The sequence below is a fragment of the Pseudomonas sp. NPDC078416 genome (assembly GCF_050268485.1).
Taxonomy (GTDB): domain Bacteria; phylum Pseudomonadota; class Gammaproteobacteria; order Pseudomonadales; family Pseudomonadaceae; genus Aquipseudomonas.
The window spans coordinates 1-16537 of record NZ_JBNNGV010000006.1; the positions used below are offsets into that span (position 1 = coordinate 1).

The window sequence follows — 16537 nt, forward strand, 5'->3', positions numbered from 1 at the left end:
GTTCGCCCATGTGGTGGCGGAAAACACGCCAAAGGGGCAGGGTGCGTTGCTCTTCCGGCGTATTGGCCAGCCTTGATTACCGCTTGCTTGGCAACACGGAATACGCGTGAACGCGCGCCGTAGTAGCCTTTAGCAAGTTTCAGAATTTTTTTGTGACGCTTACGGGCAATGACGCCACGCTTTACACGAGCCATGAGTTAATTCCTCTGTTCTTGATCAAAATTAGCAAAGGCGCAGCATGCGCTTGACTTTTGCCACGTCGGACGGATGCAGCAAGCTGCTTCCACGCAATTGACGCTTACGCTTTGTCGACATTTTGGTCAGGATGTGGCTCTTGAAAGCGTGCTTGTGCTTGATGCCATTCGCGGTTTTCAAAAACCGTTTAGCTGCACCACTTTTAGTCTTCATCTTTGGCATGTTCGGATACTCCGCATTCAGTTGATAAACATAACCGCAAGGCCTGCCGTGCCCTGGTGGTTATTTCTTCTTTTTCGGGGCGATGACCATGATCAGCTGGCGTCCTTCCATCTTAGGATGCTGTTCGACCGAGCCGTATTCGAGCAGGTCAGCTTCAACCCGCTTCAACAGCTCCATCCCCAGCTCCTGGTGGGCCATCTCACGACCGCGAAATCTCAAGGAAATCTTGGCCCTGTCCCCGTCACTCAGGAAACGTACCAGGTTGCGTAGTTTTACCTGGTAATCCCCTTCCTCCGTCCCTGGACGAAACTTGATTTCTTTAACCTGGATCTGCTTCTGATTCTTCTTGGCGGCAGCAACCTGTTTCTTCTTCTCGAAGATCGATTTGCCGTAGTCCATCAGTTTGCAAACAGGGGGTACTGCATCGGCGGAAATTTCCACCAGATCCAGCTTGGCCTCTTCAGCCTTAAGAAGCGCGTCTTCAATTGACACAATCCCAAGCTGCTCACCCTCAGCCCCAATTAAACGAACCTCACGTGCCGAGATATTCTCGTTGATCGGGGCTTTCGGTGCAGCTCGTTTATCTTGTCTCATTTCACGCTTAATAATAATTACTCCGAATCTTGGCGACCACGCCGGGAAACCGCTTGTGCAAGGAACTCCGAGAACTGGGCGACCGGCATCGAGCCAAGGTCTGCGCCTTCACGTGTACGCACAGCGACAGTTTGTGTTTCAACCTCCCGATCCCCAATCACGAGGAGATACGGAATTTTGAGCAACGTATGCTCGCGGATTTTAAAGCCGATCTTTTCATTTCTCAAGTCGGACTTGGCACGGAATCCGCTTTGCGCCAATTTTTTTTCCACCTCAAGGGCAAAATCAGCCTGTTTATCAGTGATATTCATGATCACTGCTTGAGTTGGAGCAAGCCACGCCGGGAAGGCGCCTTCGTAATGCTCGATCAGGATTCCGATGAAGCGCTCGAAGGAGCCAAGAATTGCGCGGTGCAACATGACTGGGTGCTTACGGCCGTTGTCTTCCGACACGAATTCGGCGCCCAGACGGATCGGCAGGTTGAAATCGAGCTGCAGAGTACCGCATTGCCACACGCGACCCAAGCAATCCTTGAGAGAAAATTCGATCTTCGGACCATAGAACGCGCCCTCGCCCGGTTGCAGATCGTACGGCAGACCAGCGCTGTCAAGGGCTGCAGCCAATGCAGACTCGGCGCGATCCCACAACTCATCGGAACCGACACGCTTCTCCGGACGGGTCGACAGCTTCATTTCGATGTCTTTGAAACCGAAATCGGCGTAGACCGCCATGGTCAGCTTGATGAACGCGGCCGATTCAGCCTGCATCTGTTCTTCGGTGCAGAAGATGTGCGCGTCGTCTTGGGTGAACGCCCGCACGCGCATGATGCCGTGCAGCGCGCCCGAAGGCTCGTTACGGTGGCAGGCACCGAATTCGGCCAGACGCAGCGGCAACTCGCGGTAGCTTTTCAGGCCCTGATTGAACACCTGTACGTGGCACGGGCAGTTCATCGGCTTGATGGCGTAGTCGCGGTTTTCCGACTCAGTGGTGAACATGTTCTCGGCGTAGTTCGCCCAGTGACCGGATTTCTCCCACAGGGAGCGGTCGACGACCTGAGGCGTCTTGATCTCCAGGTAGCCGTTCTCGCGCTGGGTCTTACGCATGTACTGCTCGAGAACCTGGTAGAGCGTCCAGCCGTTCGGGTGCCAGAAGACCATGCCCGGCGCTTCTTCCTGGGTATGGAACAGGCCCAGACGCTTGCCGATCTTGCGGTGATCGCGTTTCTCGGCTTCTTCGATGCGCTGGATGTAAGCAGCCAGCTGCTTCTTGTCGGCCCACGCCGTGCCATAAACGCGCTGCAGCTGCTCGTTCTTGGCATCGCCGCGCCAGTAGGCGCCAGACAACTTGGTCAGCTTGAATGACTTGAGAAAACGCGTGTTCGGCACGTGCGGACCGCGGCACATGTCGACGTATTCTTCGTGGTAATACAGGCCCATGGCCTGCTCGTTCGGCATGTCTTCGACCAGACGCAGCTTGTAGTCTTCGCCACGGGCCGTGAACACCTCGATCACTTCCGCGCGCGGTGTGACTTTCTTGATGACGTCGTAATCTTTTTCGATGAGCTGCTGCATGCGCTGCTCGATCGCCGCCATGTCGTCGGGCGTGAAAGGACGCTCATACGCGATGTCGTAATAGAAGCCGTCATCGATGACCGGGCCGATCACCATCTTTGCAGTCGGATAGAGCTGCTTGACGGCATGGCCGACCAGGTGCGCGCAGGAGTGACGAATGATCTCCAGGCCTTCCTGATCCTTAGGGGTGATGATTTGCAGGCTCGCATCGGTGTCGATGATGTCGCTGGCATCAACCAGTTGACCGTTGACCTTACCGGCAACGGTGGCCTTGGCCAGGCCTGCACCAATGGAGGCTGCGACCTCGGCTACGGATACCGGGTGATCGAAAGAACGTTGACTGCCGTCGGGAAGAGTAATAGTTGGCATGGCGCCTCCTCTCCTAGTGGTGACCCCTACCAAAGGTCACGTGGGTGGGATAGAGCCAGTACGCGATTCGGTGGTATGCCTGCCTCACAGTGGCAGGAGCCCGAAGGCCAACCTGAAGACCGAACCAGAGTGACTGGAACTTACGAAATCGACAGAACTTGCAGCAGGGCAAGGGTGCCCCGCGAGACGCGCGCTAATCTGCAGGCGCGCATGCTATCACAGCGTTACGGCAGGGTCAGCTAAAGGGTGCGCGGCACCGCATGCGGATCAGCAATTGAGACGAGCCACAGCGGCGCCACGGAACTGGCGGGCGTCGAAGACCTCACATTATCGGTAGTACACGTTCTGTGCCTGACAAACTCAACGGCCCAACGACAAAACCGACATAAAGGAATCCACCATGAAGCTTCTACGCGTTGCCGCCCTCCTCGCCCCGCTGGCCCTGACCCTGCCCCTCAGCGCTCATGCCGCGATGGATGCGAAGACCAAGACCAGCTACATGAACGAATGCACCAGCGCAGCCACCCAGAGCAACCCGTCGATGGACGCCAGCGCAGTCAAAGCGCACTGCGAGTGCGGCGCTCAGCAGATCAACCAGAACTTCTCGGACAAGGAGATCGCGTCTCTGAATGACAAAACGACGCCTCCCAGTACCGATATGACCTCTCGCCTGCAGGCTGCAGTGAGCAAAAACTGCCTGAATGGCAAAAAATAAAAAATTTACATTTCCTTGATACCCCGGACCGGGGTGTAAAGAAACGCGAAACGACTGACGCCCTGAAGCCCGCGAATTCAGCGGGTTTCAGGCCTGAGGAAAGGGTTCGATGCCAGGCGCGCCAATGGGGCTGAACAGGCCTGAAAGGCCCATTTGGAGCGTTATATTGAGGCTGCTGGCGCAAAGTTCTAATTGAAAAAGTCCAGCATTCACACAATTCGACTATGATAGCGCTCGTGTGCCCAGTTGGCCTGAGCAACACAGCACTACTGAAAATTATGTTCCTGGAGATACACCATGTCTAATCGCCAATCCGGCACCGTAAAATGGTTCAACGATGAAAAAGGCTTCGGCTTCATCACCCCACAGGGTGGCGGCGACGACCTTTTTGTACATTTCAAAGCCATTGAATCCGACGGTTTCAAAAGCTTGAAAGAAGGCCAGACTGTTTCCTTCGTGGCTGAGAAAGGCCAAAAGGGCATGCAAGCTGCTCAGGTTCGCGCGGAGTAATTCCAGCGATCTGAAAAAACCCCGTCACTGACGGGGTTTTTTTATGCCTGCGATTTCATCTCGCGGTAACGTTACCCGCAATTGACGCGGTTCACCCTCCCTGAATCATCAGTGTTCAGGTTCAGACGGTCCGAGCGGTATTCCAGCGTCACGATGTCATTGGGCCCGAGCACTCTGGCGGTCTGCGCGCCGGCCTTGGCCTTTGCCTGGTCCAGCAATGCCGCCGACGCCGGCTTGCCGACAGCGAACTGCACCGCTGCCGCGTCACAACGGGCATACCCACCCGCGGAACTGGCCGGGGAACTGGCGACGCTCTCCTCAGGCTGACTCGTAGACTCCGACGTGCTGCTGCAACCGGCCAGCAGCGCTGCGGCGAGCACCAGACCTGATGATGCGTATTTCCAGGGCATACAACCTCCTAACGTTTATCCGAAGCAGAACCTCTGCGACAGCGGTCTGGCGGCTTCGTTTCGCCAGGCGTAAGCCAAGGCAAGCACACCACCCCTGTCGAGGACAGCGCAGGAGTCTGCCCCAGGCATCGCCTGCCCGGCGCATTCAATCGTGACAAAACGTTTAAACCGCGCCCGCAGGACGTGCTGAACAGGGCGGGCGAGACTCAATAGACGTCGACGTAATCCGTGGTGGGATTGGCCCAGTTATCCCGCAGGGCGTTGTAGATCTGCGTCACCCACACGGCATCGCTGGCCGCCACCGGACCCACGCAACCGGAACCGGCGGCCCAGGTTTCCAGGCGAAACAGCAGTCCACCAATGTCTACGCCGCCCACCGCGTCGCTGGAGATCCACGCACGGCCATCGCGACTGACCCGCAGCTGGTTGTGCACGCCATCCCGCGCAGCCGCGATCATTTGCCGGACAGCGTCGTGGGTGAAGGAGTCGGGGTTATTGAGATCGATAGACACGGTTTTGCACCTTGATTGCTCTGCGCCCCGCAGCGGGATGCCACGCGGCGCAGCACTGCAGATTTACTTCAAAAGACCGAGACGCTGAGTCAACAGGTCAAAAAAGCCTTGGGCATCGCCGTTTTCGACCCAGAACACATTTTTGTTCTGAGCGAGGGTGTCGTACCAGTCGGCAATGGTCTGGCCGTGGGTCACACCCTCACGGTTATCGATCACCAGATTGACCTGCCTGCCGCTGAACAGCTCCGGCTTGATCAGCCAGGCAATCACGCTCGCATCGTGTACCGGCCCGCCGGGCAGGCCGTAATGGACCATGTCAGCCTTGACGTACTCGTTGAGGATGGCGCTGACCAGCTTGCCCGCCTGATTGTTCAGGCCATCGATCTGCTTGATGCGCGCTTCGCTGGTGAGGATCTTGTGAGTAACGTCCAGCGGCACGTAGGTCAGCTTCACGCCACTGGCCAGCACCACTTTCGCTGCATCGGGGTCGGCGTAAAGATTGAATTCAGCCACCGGGGTGATGTTACCGCCGTTGAAGTGGGCGCCGCCCATGACCACGACTTCCTTGATGCCTTGTGTGATCTCCGGCGCCTGAATCAGCGCGAGTGCCAGATTGGTCTGCGGTCCGAGCATGGCGATGGTGATGCTGTGGGGCGCAGCCTTCTTCAGGGTGTCGACCAGGTATTGCACGGCATTGCCTTCAGCCAACGGCTTTTTCGGCTCGTGCACTTCCACGCCCGGCAGGCCCTCCTTGCCGTGGATGTTCTCGGCGTAGATCGGCGTTCGCACCAGCGGCTTGCCCGCGCCGGCGTAAACCGGCACCTCTTCGCGACCGGCCCATTCCCGGGCCAGCCGGGCATTGCGCGAGGTCTTGTCGATGCGCACGTTGCCGGCCACGGTGGTGATCGCCATGACATTGAGTTCTTGCGGCGACGCCAGCGCCAGCAGTAAGGCAACGACATCGTCGGCGCCCGGGTCAGTGTCTATGATGACGTCGCGCTTTTCGGCGGCATGCACCGACGTGGCGGATAAAATGGCCAACAGCGCGGCACTCCTGATCAGTCCGGTGAAAAATTGACGATGTGTCCTCATGGGAACTCCTTGTTCCGTCGTGCTCGATACGAAAGACGAGCGATTAAAAAACCACACCCGCCACCAGCGCGATGTTGGTGTACGGCTGGCATTCGCCGGTGCGGATGATAGCCCGAGCGCCACGGCTGAGGTGTTTAAGTGCGTCATGACTCACCAGGCGCTGCTCGCCCAGTCCGCCCGAGGCATGCAAGGCCGTGACCTCCGCCAGGGCTGGCGGCCGTTTCGACAGCATCTCTTCGGCGAGGACATGACTCTCGACCTGCATTTCAGTCAGCACCACATTCAGCACGCTGAGGAAATCGGGCACACCGTGGGTCAGCGCCAGATCGATCAGTTCGACGCCGGCCGGCACAGGCATGCCTGCATCGACGATCATCAGGATGTCGCCGTGGCCGAGAGACGCAATGGCGCGGGACAAGGCGATGTTGAGCAGTGGCGTTTTTTTCATGATGAATGCCCTTGTGAAGCGGAGGCCTGAACCTCGGCGAACGTCGGAATGGAAGGCTGGGCGCCGGACCGGGTCACGGACAGCGCCGCTGCGACCTGACCGAAGCGAATGGCATCGGATTCGGATTTGCCATCGGCCAACGCCGCCGCGAAGCCGCCGACAAAGGTATCGCCTGCCGCCGTGGTGTCAACGGGCTGCACCTTGGGCGCCGGGAAGTGCTCGGAGCGCGACGGACTGGCGAACAAGGCGCCCTGCTCGCCCAGCGTGACGATCACCTTGCTGACGCCGGCTTTCAGCAATGCTGATGCAGCGGCGTCTGCGCTGGCGGTGCTGTCGACTGGCAGACCGGTCAGCGCGGTCGCCTCGCTTTCGTTGGGGATCAGGTAATCGATCCAGGCGAACCATTCGGCTGGCAGCGGGCCACTGGCCGGCGCCGGGTTGAGGATGACGGTCTTGCCCAGTTCGTGGCCGCGCTTGAGCACGTGGCCGACGGTGTCGAGCGGCACTTCGAGCTGGCAAATGATGACTTCGGCCCCGGACAGCAACGCATCGAAGCTGTCCACCACGGACGCGGTGACGTGGCCGTTGCCGCCGGCCACGATGACGATGGCGTTCTGGCTGCTGTCATCGACGACGATCAGCGCGACGCCGGTGGACTCGCCGTCGATGCGGGTGACTGCCTGGCAATCGATGCCCTCGGCGAGCAGCGCGGTGCGAAGTTGTTCGCCGTAAGCGTCATCGCCGACGCAGCCGACCATCGCGACACTGGCGCCCAGTCGCGCTGCCGCCACGGCCTGATTGGCGCCCTTGCCGCCCGGCACGGTGACGAACGACTGCCCGGCCAGGGTTTCTCCGGCACGTGGCAAACGCGGCGCGCGCGTTACCAGGTCCATGTTCAGGCTGCCCATTATCACTACTTTTGCTTGCATGACGTCTACTCTTCGGAACGTTTTTCAGACCGGGCGAAGCGCTCGGCTTAACGAAATTCGGTAAATACTTGGGGTGGCGGCGCGGTGGATTCGCGCAGCACGATACTCGGCGCAACAACCAGGTGTTCGACAGCGGTTTCGCCCCGCGTCGAGATCCGCCGCAGCAGCATCTCGGCAGCGCGTTCGCCCAGTTGCAGAATGGATTGGCCGACGGTGGTCAGGGCCGGGTAAACGTACTGGCTCATCTGGATGTCGTCGAAGCCAATCACCGAAAGATCGGCTGGCACACGCACGTTACGCTCGGCGGCGGCGCGCAACACGCCGATGCCGACCATGTCGTTGGCCGCGAAAATCGCCGTCGGCCGATCCTGCTCAAGCAGCTTGACCGCTGCGAGATAGCCACTGGGGCCGGTGAAATCGCTTTCCACCACCCAGCTTTCCGGCACGTCCACCGAGGCTTCCTGCATGGCGCGGTGATACCCCGCCAGACGCATCTTCGCCACGCTGGTCTGCGCCGGGCCGCAAATACAGGCGATGTGACGGTGGCCGAGGGACAGCAGATGCGACGTCGCCAGGTACGCGCCCAGCTCATGGTCGATGCGCACCAGATCAGCCGTCACGCCGTCCAGGTCCCGGTCGACGATGACCAACGGTGTACGCACCGCAGACAGGCCCTCGACCAGGCTGTCTCCGCCGCCCACCGACGACACGATCAGGCCGTCGACGCGTTTCTCCAGGAGCACGCGCAGATAGCTGCGCTGCTTGTCGGGGTTGTCATCGGAGTTGCAGAGGATCACGCAGAAGCCGTTGCGCTCGCAGTAATCCTCGATGCCCCGGGCCAGTTCGGCGAAGTACGGGTTGATGCCGTTGGGAATCAACAGGCCGATGGTCGCCGTGGCCTTAGCCTTGAGCGACCGCGCAACGGCGCTGGGCACGTAGTCGAGCTGCACGATGGCAGCCTCGACCTTTTTGCGCACCTCTTCGCTGACCGGTCGGGTGCGGTTAAGGACATGGGACACCGTGGTGTAGGAAATCCCGGCAATTGCCGCTACGTCCTTGATGGTGGCCATGTCAGCCGCGCCGCCGCGCGCGGTTGCTGCGGTAGGTGTCGAGGACCACTGCGACGACGATCACGGCGCCGGTGATGATGCGTTTGGTCGGCTCGGTAGCACCGATCTGCGCCAGGCCAGCGGCCAGGACCGAAATGATCAGCACGCCGAAAAAGGTGCTGATCACCGAACCGCGCCCACCCATCAGGCTGGTACCGCCGATGACCACCGCCGCAATCACTTGCAGTTCAAGGCCCGAGCCGGCGTTAGGGTCAGCGGCTTCCAGGCGTGAAATCTGGAACAGGGCGGCAACGCCCGCCAGCAGGCCCATCAGCGAAAACACCAGGATCTTGTACGGCTTGGGATTGATGCCTGCCAGACGTACGGCTTCCTCGTTGGTGCCGATGCCGATCAGGTAGCGGCCGAACACGGTGCGCGTCAGCACGGCCTGGGCCGCGAAGATGACGATCAGCGCGATGACGAACGACGGCGAGATGCCAAAGGCGAAGGGATTGGACAGCCACGCAAACGAATCACCGATGTACGCGGTGCGCGAGTCGGTCAGTTGGTACGCCACGCCGCGCGCCATTTCCAGCACGCCGAGGGAAACGATGAACGAGGGAATGCGCCACGCTACGGTGATCGAGCCGGTCAGCGTACCGGCCGCTGTTGCGCAGGCGATGCCCAGCAACGCCGACGGGAACACGCCCCAACCCCAGCCGAGCATGGCGACACTGACCGCCGAGGCGGCCAGCGCGAGCACCGAGCCCACCGACAGGTCGATGCCGCCGATGATCAGGATGAACGTCATGCCGACTGCCAGCACCATCAGGTCGGGAATCTGGTTGGCCAGGGTGCTGAAGGTTTCGTACGACAGGAAATGATCGCTGAGCAGCGAGAACAACACGATCATCGCCAGCAATGCGCCTGCCAGCCCCAGGTAAGTGCCCAGGCCGAAATAGTTGCCGCTGCGCTTGCCCGGAGACGGCAGCGCGGCAGGAGTAGTAGAAGTTTTCATCAGTCGATCCTGGGCGCGGCTTCAGACAGCAGCGCGTCACGTTTTTGATAGCCCGCGAAGGCAGCGGCAAGCAGTTCGTCCTGGGTCCAGGTGTCGCGCTCGAAGGTGTCGATCAAGCGCCCGGCAGACAGCACGCCAATGCGGTCGCAGATCAGCATCAGCTCGCGCAGATCACTGGAGACCACCACCAGCGCCCTGCCCTGACGGGTCAGTTCACCGAGCAGCGCGTAGATGTCGAACTTGGCGCCGACGTCGATGCCGCGCGTGGGTTCGTCGAACAACATCACTTGGCAGTCGCGCTCCAGCCAGCGGCCGATCACCACCTTCTGCTGATTGCCGCCCGACAGTTCCGACACCAGTTGCGTGGGGCTGGAACTGCGAATGCGCATGGCGCCCACCTGGCGTTGAGCCAGAGCGATCTCCGAATTGCCGTTGACCACGCCGGCACTGGAAATGGCTTCCATGTTGCCCAGCGCGATGTTGGCGCTGATCGATTGCGACAGCAGCAGGCCTTCGCCCTTGCGGTCTTCGGTGATCAAGGCAATGCCATGACCCACGGCGTCCACCGGCGATTTGATCTGCACGCTGCGCAGCGGGCTGCCGACTTCGATGGTGCCGCTGTCGGCCACATCGGCGCCGTAGATCAGCCGCAGCAACTCGGTGCGCCCGGCGCCGATCAGGCCGGAAATCCCGAAGATTTCCCCGACCCGCACATCGAAGGAAACGTCGCGTACCTTGTCCGAGCGATTAAGGCCTTTGACCGACAACGCCACCGCGCCGATCTTGCGCACGCCCAGGTCGATTTTCTCGCCCAGTTCACGGCCAACCATCAGCGTGACCAACTGCTCGCTGTTGTAATTGGCCATGAAGTCGACGCAGACCAGCTTGCCGTCGCGCAAGACCGCGATGCGCTGGGCAACGCGGGCCAGTTCTTCAAGGCGATGGGAGATGTAGATGATGGAAACGCCACGGTCCTGCAGGCGGGTGATCTGCTCGAAGAGCATTTCCACCTCGCGGGCCGTGAGCATCGCCGTCGGCTCGTCGAGGATCAGCACGTGGCAGTCGCCGATGAGGTTGCGGGCGATTTCGACCATCTGTTGATGGCCGATGCCCAGTTCGCTGACCAGCGTGTCCGGGTCGATGGCCTCAAGGCCGACTTGCGCCATGGCCTTGATCGCATCTTCGCGCAGCTTGCGGCGATTGATGAAACCGGCGCGGCTGGGCAGGTTGTCGAGAAACAGGTTTTCCGCCACCGACAGCGTCGGCAGCAGATTGAGTTCTTGCATGACCATGCGCACGCCGAGCTTTTCGGCCTGGGTGCGACTGGCAGGCTGGTAGGGTTGCCCCTGGAATTGCATCTGGCCGGTGGTCGGCGTGACCAGCCCGCCGATGATTTTCGACAGCGTGCTTTTGCCGGCGCCGTTTTCCCCGGTCAAGGCGAGCACTTCCCCGCGCATCAGCGTCAGGTCGATGTCACCGAGTACGGGTTGGGCGTAGGTTTTGCCAATACCACTGACAGATAGAACAGCGGCCTGAGCAGACGCTGACATAACGATCTCCACGCACCTGCCCTCACGGGCAGGCGGTACATATTTGGAAAACTGCGGGTTCGGAATGTGTGGGCTGAGAAACCAGGCCGGCTTATTGCGGCTTGGTCACCAGCTCGACCGGGGTTTCGATCACGCCGTTGGTGATCTCGAGCTTCTCGCCCTTGACCATCTTCAAGGCGGTGTCGATACCGAACACAGCCTGACGCGCAGCGAACTGGTCGGCGGTGGCCAGAATGCGACCGTCCTTCAGCATCGGCTTGATGGCATTGATGTTGTCATAGCCGACGACCTGAACCTTGCCCGCCTTGCCTGCCGCACGTACTGCAGAGACCGCGCCGAGCGCCATGCTGTCGTTACCGGCCAGCAGCGCTTTCAGGTTTGGGTATTCGTTGAGCATGGCGGACGCGACCGCGTTGCCCTTGTCGATCTCCCAGTTGCCGGACTGGGTGGAAACGATCTTCATCTGTGCAGCGTCCATCGCGTCCTTGAAGCCTGCGGTGCGTTGCTGCGCGTTGGTGGTGGTCGGCACGCCTTCGATGATGCCGACTTCATCACCCGCCGTCAGCTGCTTGGCCAGGTAGTCGCCCACCAGCTTGGCGCCCTTGCGGTTGTTAGGGCCTACGAAAGGCACTTCCATGCCCTTGCTTTTCAGCACATCGGCGTCGAGCTGGTTGTCGATGTTGACGACTTTGATCCCCGCGTCCATGGCCTTTTTCAGGACCGACGCCAATGCCTTGGAATCAGCCGGGGCGATCACCAGCGCGTCGACTTTCTTGACGATCATCTGATTGACGATGTCGATCTGCGCGGCCGTGTCGGACTCGTTCTTGATGCCGTTGGAGATGAGGTCAAAGTCAGCGGAATGCTCTTTCTGATAGACCTTCGCGCCGTCCTCCATGGTCAGGAAGAATTCGTTGGCGAGGGATTTCATCACCAGCGCGACGGTCGGCTTTTTCGCGTCGTCGGCAAAGGCGGATGAGAGAGGCAAGGTTGCAGCGGAAGCGGTGAGCATGGCAACAGCAAGAAGGCGTGCAGCGAATGGCAGCTTCATGGGATCACTCCGACATTATGATTGTTGTTATCGGCAGCGTTTACGCGTCGAGGGAAGGATCAACGGAATCGCAAACGTTTGCGTGAGCGAAACTATGGGAATCGTTTGGGCGTTTGTCAACTCCGCAACGCAAGGAAAAACAGATCGGGGCGGTGTCGCCCTGCTCCTCCGATTGCCGTTACAGGGCGTAGGGCCTGCACCCCGAATCGGAGGATAGAACGGAAGGCGAATCGTGCCGCCCAGGTCATGGAGGTTGCTGATGAATTACGCACGTTCCTGATGAGCGGTCGCGCGGCGGCCAGCGGCGTGGAGCTTCAGATCGTCTTTCAATTTGGCGATCAGGTTGGCAATGGCACGGCTGGAATTGAGCGAACTGACCGGAATGCCCGCAGCGAGCAAATCCGCGTGCCCCCGTTCGCGATCAAATATCTGGACGATGATGTGATCATTGGCATCGATGGTGCATTCGCACTTGGCAGGCAAGAAACCGGATTCGACGATATGGCAGAGTTCGAGTGTGGAGATCATGGCAAATTTCCTTATTTAGTTATGAACGGTGGATGTCCCATGGCTCCAGCAATTCCGAGAGCTTGTCATGAAGAAGACGAACGGGCATGACCCCGCTCAAGTGAGCCGCTTCTATGGGTAGCGGACGGAGGTGAGGACTCAGACCGGCGCTGCATATACGACCTGTTGGATGGCGTAAATGGCACGGGTTTGATGGGTGCGCGAGTGCCCTGAGGCAGTAAGCTAGGCGCCTCGAAAAATGGCCATTCGCCAATATCCGTGAGCGGCAGTGAACTTATTAAGCCGGTGACGGCCTGAGGGCCGCGAGCTGCAACATGGCAGTCACTGCACAAGCAAGATTTCTACAGTATCTGGAGCGCATGATGGGTCGGGGCAACAACGAATTTGAATTCTGGTGGGGCACATCGGGGCCTTGGGTCGAGCCGCCGAATGTACGCCGCAGCGGCACCAGCGGCGTTCAGCGCGTGGTGCACGATGGCAAGACGCTTTATGTCAAACGCCAGACCGGTCATTTGTTTCGCAGCTTGCGCTACCCCACCGGGCGCCCGACTGCGCTGCGTGAAGGCATCGCCCTGACAAAACTCGAGGAACTCGGCGTCAACGCGCCACGTCCCGTGTTTTACGGCGCCCGCAAGGTTGCCGGTGTGTGGCAGGGTTTGTTGGTCACCAAGGATCTGGGCGGCTTTATCGATCTCGACACCTGGTACGCCCAGGGCGGCGCCGCCACACTGAGCACCGAGCAACATCAGCGACTCTTCAAGCGTCTCGCTGAAACGCTGGCGAAGATGCACCTTGGCAAGTGGCAACACGGCTGCATGCGCTCCAAACACATCTTCATCAAGGCGACGGTCACTGACACGCGCTTTGACTTCGAACTGGCGCTGCTGGATCTGGAAAAATCCCACGGCCGGATCACCACCATGGGCGCCGCGCGTCACGACATTCCGCAGCTCAGAAGGCACTCATTCTGGGACGAGTCCCAGTGGCAGTATTTTCTGTCGTGCTACGAGCAGGCCATCGGCAGAGCCGTTTAGGCGAAGCGGCTACGTTGAGCAAAGCCCCTTCAGGCAAGGTAATACCCGGCGTGAGGGGCTTGTCTCGTCAAGAAGCTTGACCGGCCTGCTCGCTGATCAATGCCGGCACTTTCCGCTCGTTGATGACCTTCGCCACTTTCGACGCAATGTCGGAGCGGCTAAAGGGCTTGGCCAGCACCTCGAAGCCGGCAATCTGCATCGACGATTCGCTGGTATAGCCCGTGACGACCAGTACTGGCAGCGCGGGCAGCACTTCGCGCAGGCTCAGGGCGAGCTGCGTGCCGCTTTTTTCTGCCATCAACTGATCGGTGATCAGAACGTCCGGCCGCAACCCGGCGCTGACCATCTGCTCGGCAGCGGACGGCGATGCCGCTTCGGTTACCCGATAGCCCAGGTCACGCAGTTGCAGCGCGACGGTGTAGCGGACCAGTTCCTCGTCGTCCACCACCAGCACGTGAAAAGGGTGTTCAGCGCCGGGCGTTGAATCGCCCTCGCCTTGCGCCGGCGTCAGCACATCAGCGCTTGAAACCGGCAGCCAGATGTCAACGCGCGTGCCGATACCTGGCGTCGACTGAATATCAAAACCACCGCCGGATTGCAGGGCGAGCCCTTGCACCATCGACAATCCAAGACCGGTGCCCTTGCCGACGCCTTTGGTTGAGTAGAACGGCTCAACGCAGCGTTGGAGCACCTCCTCGCTCATGCCGCTGCCATTGTCCGACACCGTGAGCCTCACGTAGCAACCCTGCGCCGGCGCCGGGCCCAGCCCCGGACTGTCGGCAATGACCTCGGGATGAGCGCTGATTTTCAGGTAGCCACGTTCGGCAATTGCGTCACGGGCGTTGACCGCCAGATTGAGCACACCCAGTTCAAGCTGATGGGGATCAATGAGAATGTTCGGCAGACCTGCAGGAATCTCGACAATCACTTCGATGGTCGGGCCCAGCGAGCGCTGGATCAGGTCACGCATGTCGTTGACCAGGCTGTCCAGCGCCACGACCTGAGGTTTGAGTGTCTGCCTGCGGGCAAAGGTCAGCAGACGACCCACCAGAATTCGCGCGCGGTCCGCCGCTTGCAGCGCGGCATCGATCAGCCGATGGGAGCGGTCATTGCTGACCGGCTGGCGTCTCAGCAACTCCAGCGACGTCATGATCGGCGTGAGCAGGTTATTGAAGTCATGGGCGATGCCGCCGCCCAGCTGGCCAACCATCTCGATCTTGCGCGACTCGTGCAGCAGCGAAATCGCCGCCTCACGTTCGGCCACCATGGTGGCGACGCGTTGTTCGAGGCTTTCATTGAGTTCGATCAACTGATGTTCAGCGCCAACCCGCGCGGAGATATCCACGCACACAAACAGCAGCCCGCTCGCCTGCTGCTGCGCATCGAGCAACGGCGTGACGTGGGTCTGCACCCAGACCACGGAACCGTTTTCGCGCATGTGGCGCTGGGTTAGCTCGAAAGGCGCCTCGGCGGTCAGGAAGTTCTCGTAAAACATGGGCTGCGCGTTGGCTGCCAGATCGCTCTGCAACTCCAGGATAGAGCGGCCGGCGATTGCCTGACGCTGCAGCCCCATGATGTCGCAGTAGCGATCATTGACCTGCTGAAACACGCCTCGGTGGTCACATAGCGCAATGCCGGCGCCTGCCTGTTCGAACATCCCGGCCAGTTGCGCGGAGCTGGCGTGCAGCGCCGATTCAGCCCGCGTGTGGTTGATCCATTGCCAGCCCAGCTTGGCTGTTTCTTCAATGATGTGGATGTCATGGGGGCTGCAGATCCGCTCCCCTTCGAACTCGACGGTGAACACGCCGGCCAATGTGTCATGGCGCATCAACGGGACATGCACGGCCAGGCTCACTGTACCGTCTGGCCGGGATACAACGGCATGAGGGTCAGCAAGAACGGAACCCGCCCTTGTCACCGCTTGCACGGTGACGCCCTGGCGCAACGCAGAACAGGTGTCATCGCTGACGGAGATCAGCCCCGATCTGACCGCCACGTCGCCCTGACAGTATTCACGGCGAATGATGAAATCGCCCTTCTCCTCGTCAGCTTCCGCAAGATGGACACGGGCGGCGCCCAGCTCGCGACCGATACGCCGGATGACGTCCGCTTCGATCTGCTCAGGTTCGCGAATGGAGGGGAAGGCTTGACCCAGCTCGAGCAGCAGCGCCTGACGACGCTCGAAATGCACCCGCTCGGTGGTTTCAGTGACAACGCAGAGCACGCCGCCGACAGCCCCGTCGTTCTGGTACACCGCAGAATAAGAAACATCGAAGTAGACGGTTTCACCGTAGCCATGCCTCTCGATATAGAACGCTCGGTCCTTGGCTGCAAAGGTTTGCCCGGTTTCCCGTACACCGCGCAGCAGCGGTTCGAGGTCGTCCCACAGTTCGCGCCAGTTTTCGATCGCAGGACGACCGAGGGCGCGTGGATGTTTCTCGCCGATGCTCGGCGCATAGGCGTCGTTATAGAGCGCCACAAATTCAGCGCCCCAGAACAGCACGATCTGCGCCTGCACAGGGAGAATCGTGCCCATCAGGGCTTTCAGACTGTCCGGCCAGTTGGAAGGCGCGCCGAGGGGCGAGCCATCCATCAACGGGGACTGAAGCAGATCACCGACCGCACCGCCGTTGGCAAGGAAACGCAGGGGCGCTGCGCTGATCCCGGTGTTGGGTGGGGTATCCATAATTAAGGCCTGACAGGAAATATCGTGAGCAGCTAGCCTCGTTTAGAGCGACAG

At 60.1% G+C, this 16537-nt stretch carries 18 protein-coding genes and 2 pseudogenes; 4 read left to right on the plus strand and 16 right to left on the minus strand.

The genetic code is table 11. The features are described 5' to 3' along the window. From ACQKEN_RS08630 to thrS, 4 genes are all read right to left on the minus strand, one after another. The coding region (locus ACQKEN_RS08630) for a 50S ribosomal protein L20 (RefSeq protein WP_427685112.1) at nt 1–194 on the minus strand (194 nt) is incomplete at its 3' end. A gap of 28 nt (nt 195–222) precedes the next feature. Then, nucleotides 223–417, minus strand: coding sequence for a 50S ribosomal protein L35 (gene rpmI / locus ACQKEN_RS08635; RefSeq protein ID WP_003442181.1), 195 nt, complete (start codon nt 415–417; stop codon nt 223–225). A gap of 60 nt (nt 418–477) precedes the next feature. After that, on the minus strand, nt 478–1029 hold the full coding sequence (gene infC, locus ACQKEN_RS08640) for a translation initiation factor IF-3 (protein ID WP_172613086.1): 552 nt from the start codon (nt 1027–1029) through the stop codon (nt 478–480). After that, on the minus strand, nt 1029–2951 hold the full coding sequence (gene thrS / locus ACQKEN_RS08645; RefSeq protein ID WP_427685113.1) for a threonine--tRNA ligase: 1923 nt from the start codon (nt 2949–2951) through the stop codon (nt 1029–1031). Before thrS ends, infC begins: the two co-directional genes overlap by 1 nt. 400 nt (nt 2952–3351) lie before the next feature. Here thrS and ACQKEN_RS08650 point away from each other — a divergent pair, with 400 nt between their 5' ends. Next, nucleotides 3352–3666, plus strand: coding sequence for a hypothetical protein (locus tag ACQKEN_RS08650; RefSeq protein WP_427685114.1), 315 nt, complete (start codon nt 3352–3354; stop codon nt 3664–3666). Nucleotides 3667–3963: 297 nt separating this feature from the next. Next, nucleotides 3964–4176, plus strand: coding sequence for a cold-shock protein (locus ACQKEN_RS08655; protein ID WP_065991529.1), 213 nt, complete (start codon nt 3964–3966; stop codon nt 4174–4176). Nucleotides 4177–4247: 71 nt separating this feature from the next. On the opposite strand, the gene ACQKEN_RS08660 is transcribed toward ACQKEN_RS08655, so the two are convergent. From ACQKEN_RS08660 to ACQKEN_RS08705, 10 genes are all read right to left on the minus strand, one after another. After that, the gene (locus ACQKEN_RS08660) at nt 4248–4586 is read right to left on the minus strand and encodes an I78 family peptidase inhibitor (RefSeq protein ID WP_427685115.1); all 339 of its coding nucleotides are present in this window, start codon (nt 4584–4586) and stop codon (nt 4248–4250) included. Nucleotides 4587–4792: 206 nt separating this feature from the next. After that, complete coding sequence (locus ACQKEN_RS08665) at nt 4793–5098, minus strand: hypothetical protein (RefSeq protein WP_427685116.1); 306 nt, start codon at nt 5096–5098, stop codon at nt 4793–4795. Nucleotides 5099–5161: 63 nt separating this feature from the next. Beyond that, nucleotides 5162–6190, minus strand: a complete 1029-nt coding sequence (locus ACQKEN_RS08670; RefSeq protein WP_427685117.1) for a nucleoside hydrolase — start codon at nt 6188–6190, stop codon at nt 5162–5164. A 43-nt stretch (nt 6191–6233) separates the two neighbouring features. Then, nucleotides 6234–6638, minus strand: a complete 405-nt coding sequence (rbsD, locus tag ACQKEN_RS08675) for a D-ribose pyranase (RefSeq protein WP_427685118.1) — start codon at nt 6636–6638, stop codon at nt 6234–6236. After that, nucleotides 6635–7567, minus strand: a complete 933-nt coding sequence (rbsK, locus tag ACQKEN_RS08680; protein ID WP_427685119.1) for a ribokinase — start codon at nt 7565–7567, stop codon at nt 6635–6637. The genes rbsD and rbsK overlap by 4 nt, the downstream gene beginning before the upstream one ends. A 47-nt stretch (nt 7568–7614) precedes the next feature. Next, entirely contained in the window at nt 7615–8637 is a 1023-nt protein-coding gene (locus ACQKEN_RS08685) for a LacI family DNA-binding transcriptional regulator (RefSeq protein WP_427685120.1), read from the minus strand. Nucleotide 8638: 1 nt separating this feature from the next. After that, a complete protein-coding gene (locus ACQKEN_RS08690; RefSeq protein WP_065991522.1) occupies nt 8639–9634 on the minus strand; it encodes an ABC transporter permease in 996 nt (331 codons plus the stop codon). Beyond that, complete coding sequence (locus tag ACQKEN_RS08695) at nt 9634–11184, minus strand: sugar ABC transporter ATP-binding protein (protein ID WP_427685121.1); 1551 nt, start codon at nt 11182–11184, stop codon at nt 9634–9636. Before ACQKEN_RS08695 ends, ACQKEN_RS08690 begins: the two co-directional genes overlap by 1 nt. Nucleotides 11185–11275: 91 nt before the next feature. Next, nucleotides 11276–12235 carry a sugar ABC transporter substrate-binding protein gene (locus ACQKEN_RS08700; protein ID WP_192171991.1) on the minus strand — a complete coding sequence of 320 codons (960 nt, stop codon included), beginning with the start codon at nt 12233–12235 and terminating at the stop codon, nt 11276–11278. A 264-nt stretch (nt 12236–12499) separates the two neighbouring features. Further along, on the minus strand, nt 12500–12763 hold the full coding sequence (locus ACQKEN_RS08705; protein ID WP_427685122.1) for a DUF1652 domain-containing protein: 264 nt from the start codon (nt 12761–12763) through the stop codon (nt 12500–12502). Between the two features lie 362 nt (nt 12764–13125). Here ACQKEN_RS08705 and ACQKEN_RS08710 point away from each other — a divergent pair, with 362 nt between their 5' ends. Then, a complete protein-coding gene (locus ACQKEN_RS08710) occupies nt 13126–13797 on the plus strand; it encodes a lipopolysaccharide kinase InaA family protein (RefSeq protein WP_427685244.1) in 672 nt (223 codons plus the stop codon). Between the two features lie 67 nt (nt 13798–13864). Here the strand turns inward: ACQKEN_RS08710 and ACQKEN_RS08715 are convergent, their stop codons facing one another. After that, complete coding sequence (locus ACQKEN_RS08715; RefSeq protein WP_427685245.1) at nt 13865–14659, minus strand: ATP-binding protein; 795 nt, start codon at nt 14657–14659, stop codon at nt 13865–13867. Between ACQKEN_RS08715 and ACQKEN_RS08720 the strand changes: the two are divergent. Beyond that, nucleotides 14591–14962: pseudogene (locus ACQKEN_RS08720) on the plus strand (DUF520 family protein); the annotation flags it as partial. The gene ACQKEN_RS08715 and the pseudogene ACQKEN_RS08720 sit on opposite strands and share 69 nt — an antisense overlap. On the opposite strand, the pseudogene ACQKEN_RS08725 reads toward ACQKEN_RS08720, so the two are convergent. Next, a pseudogene (locus ACQKEN_RS08725) lies at nt 14873–16483 on the minus strand (PAS domain-containing protein); the annotation flags it as partial. The pseudogenes ACQKEN_RS08720 and ACQKEN_RS08725 overlap by 90 nt on opposite strands. Between the last annotated feature and the right edge of the window lie 54 nt (nt 16484–16537).

What these genes read in the sequence shown, in the direction of transcription:
- ACQKEN_RS08670 (WP_427685117.1), bottom strand. Translation starts at nt 6,190, where the DNA reads ATGAGGACACATCGTCAATTTTTCACCGGACTGATCAGGAGTGCCGCG.
- ACQKEN_RS08710 (WP_427685244.1), top strand. Translation starts at nt 13,126, where the DNA reads ATGGGTCGGGGCAACAACGAATTTGAATTCTGGTGGGGCACATCGGGG.
- ACQKEN_RS08650 (WP_427685114.1), top strand. Translation starts at nt 3,352, where the DNA reads ATGAAGCTTCTACGCGTTGCCGCCCTCCTCGCCCCGCTGGCCCTGACC.
- ACQKEN_RS08690 (WP_065991522.1), bottom strand. Translation starts at nt 9,634, where the DNA reads ATGAAAACTTCTACTACTCCTGCCGCGCTGCCGTCTCCGGGCAAGCGC.
- rpmI (WP_003442181.1), bottom strand. Translation starts at nt 417, where the DNA reads ATGCCAAAGATGAAGACTAAAAGTGGTGCAGCTAAACGGTTTTTGAAA.
- ACQKEN_RS08685 (WP_427685120.1), bottom strand. Translation starts at nt 8,637, where the DNA reads ATGGCCACCATCAAGGACGTAGCGGCAATTGCCGGGATTTCCTACACC.
- thrS (WP_427685113.1), bottom strand. Translation starts at nt 2,951, where the DNA reads ATGCCAACTATTACTCTTCCCGACGGCAGTCAACGTTCTTTCGATCAC.
- ACQKEN_RS08705 (WP_427685122.1), bottom strand. Translation starts at nt 12,763, where the DNA reads ATGATCTCCACACTCGAACTCTGCCATATCGTCGAATCCGGTTTCTTG.
- ACQKEN_RS08700 (WP_192171991.1), bottom strand. Translation starts at nt 12,235, where the DNA reads ATGAAGCTGCCATTCGCTGCACGCCTTCTTGCTGTTGCCATGCTCACC.
- ACQKEN_RS08695 (WP_427685121.1), bottom strand. Translation starts at nt 11,184, where the DNA reads ATGTCAGCGTCTGCTCAGGCCGCTGTTCTATCTGTCAGTGGTATTGGC.
- rbsK (WP_427685119.1), bottom strand. Translation starts at nt 7,567, where the DNA reads ATGCAAGCAAAAGTAGTGATAATGGGCAGCCTGAACATGGACCTGGTA.
- ACQKEN_RS08660 (WP_427685115.1), bottom strand. Translation starts at nt 4,586, where the DNA reads ATGCCCTGGAAATACGCATCATCAGGTCTGGTGCTCGCCGCAGCGCTG.
- ACQKEN_RS08655 (WP_065991529.1), top strand. Translation starts at nt 3,964, where the DNA reads ATGTCTAATCGCCAATCCGGCACCGTAAAATGGTTCAACGATGAAAAA.
- rbsD (WP_427685118.1), bottom strand. Translation starts at nt 6,638, where the DNA reads ATGAAAAAAACGCCACTGCTCAACATCGCCTTGTCCCGCGCCATTGCG.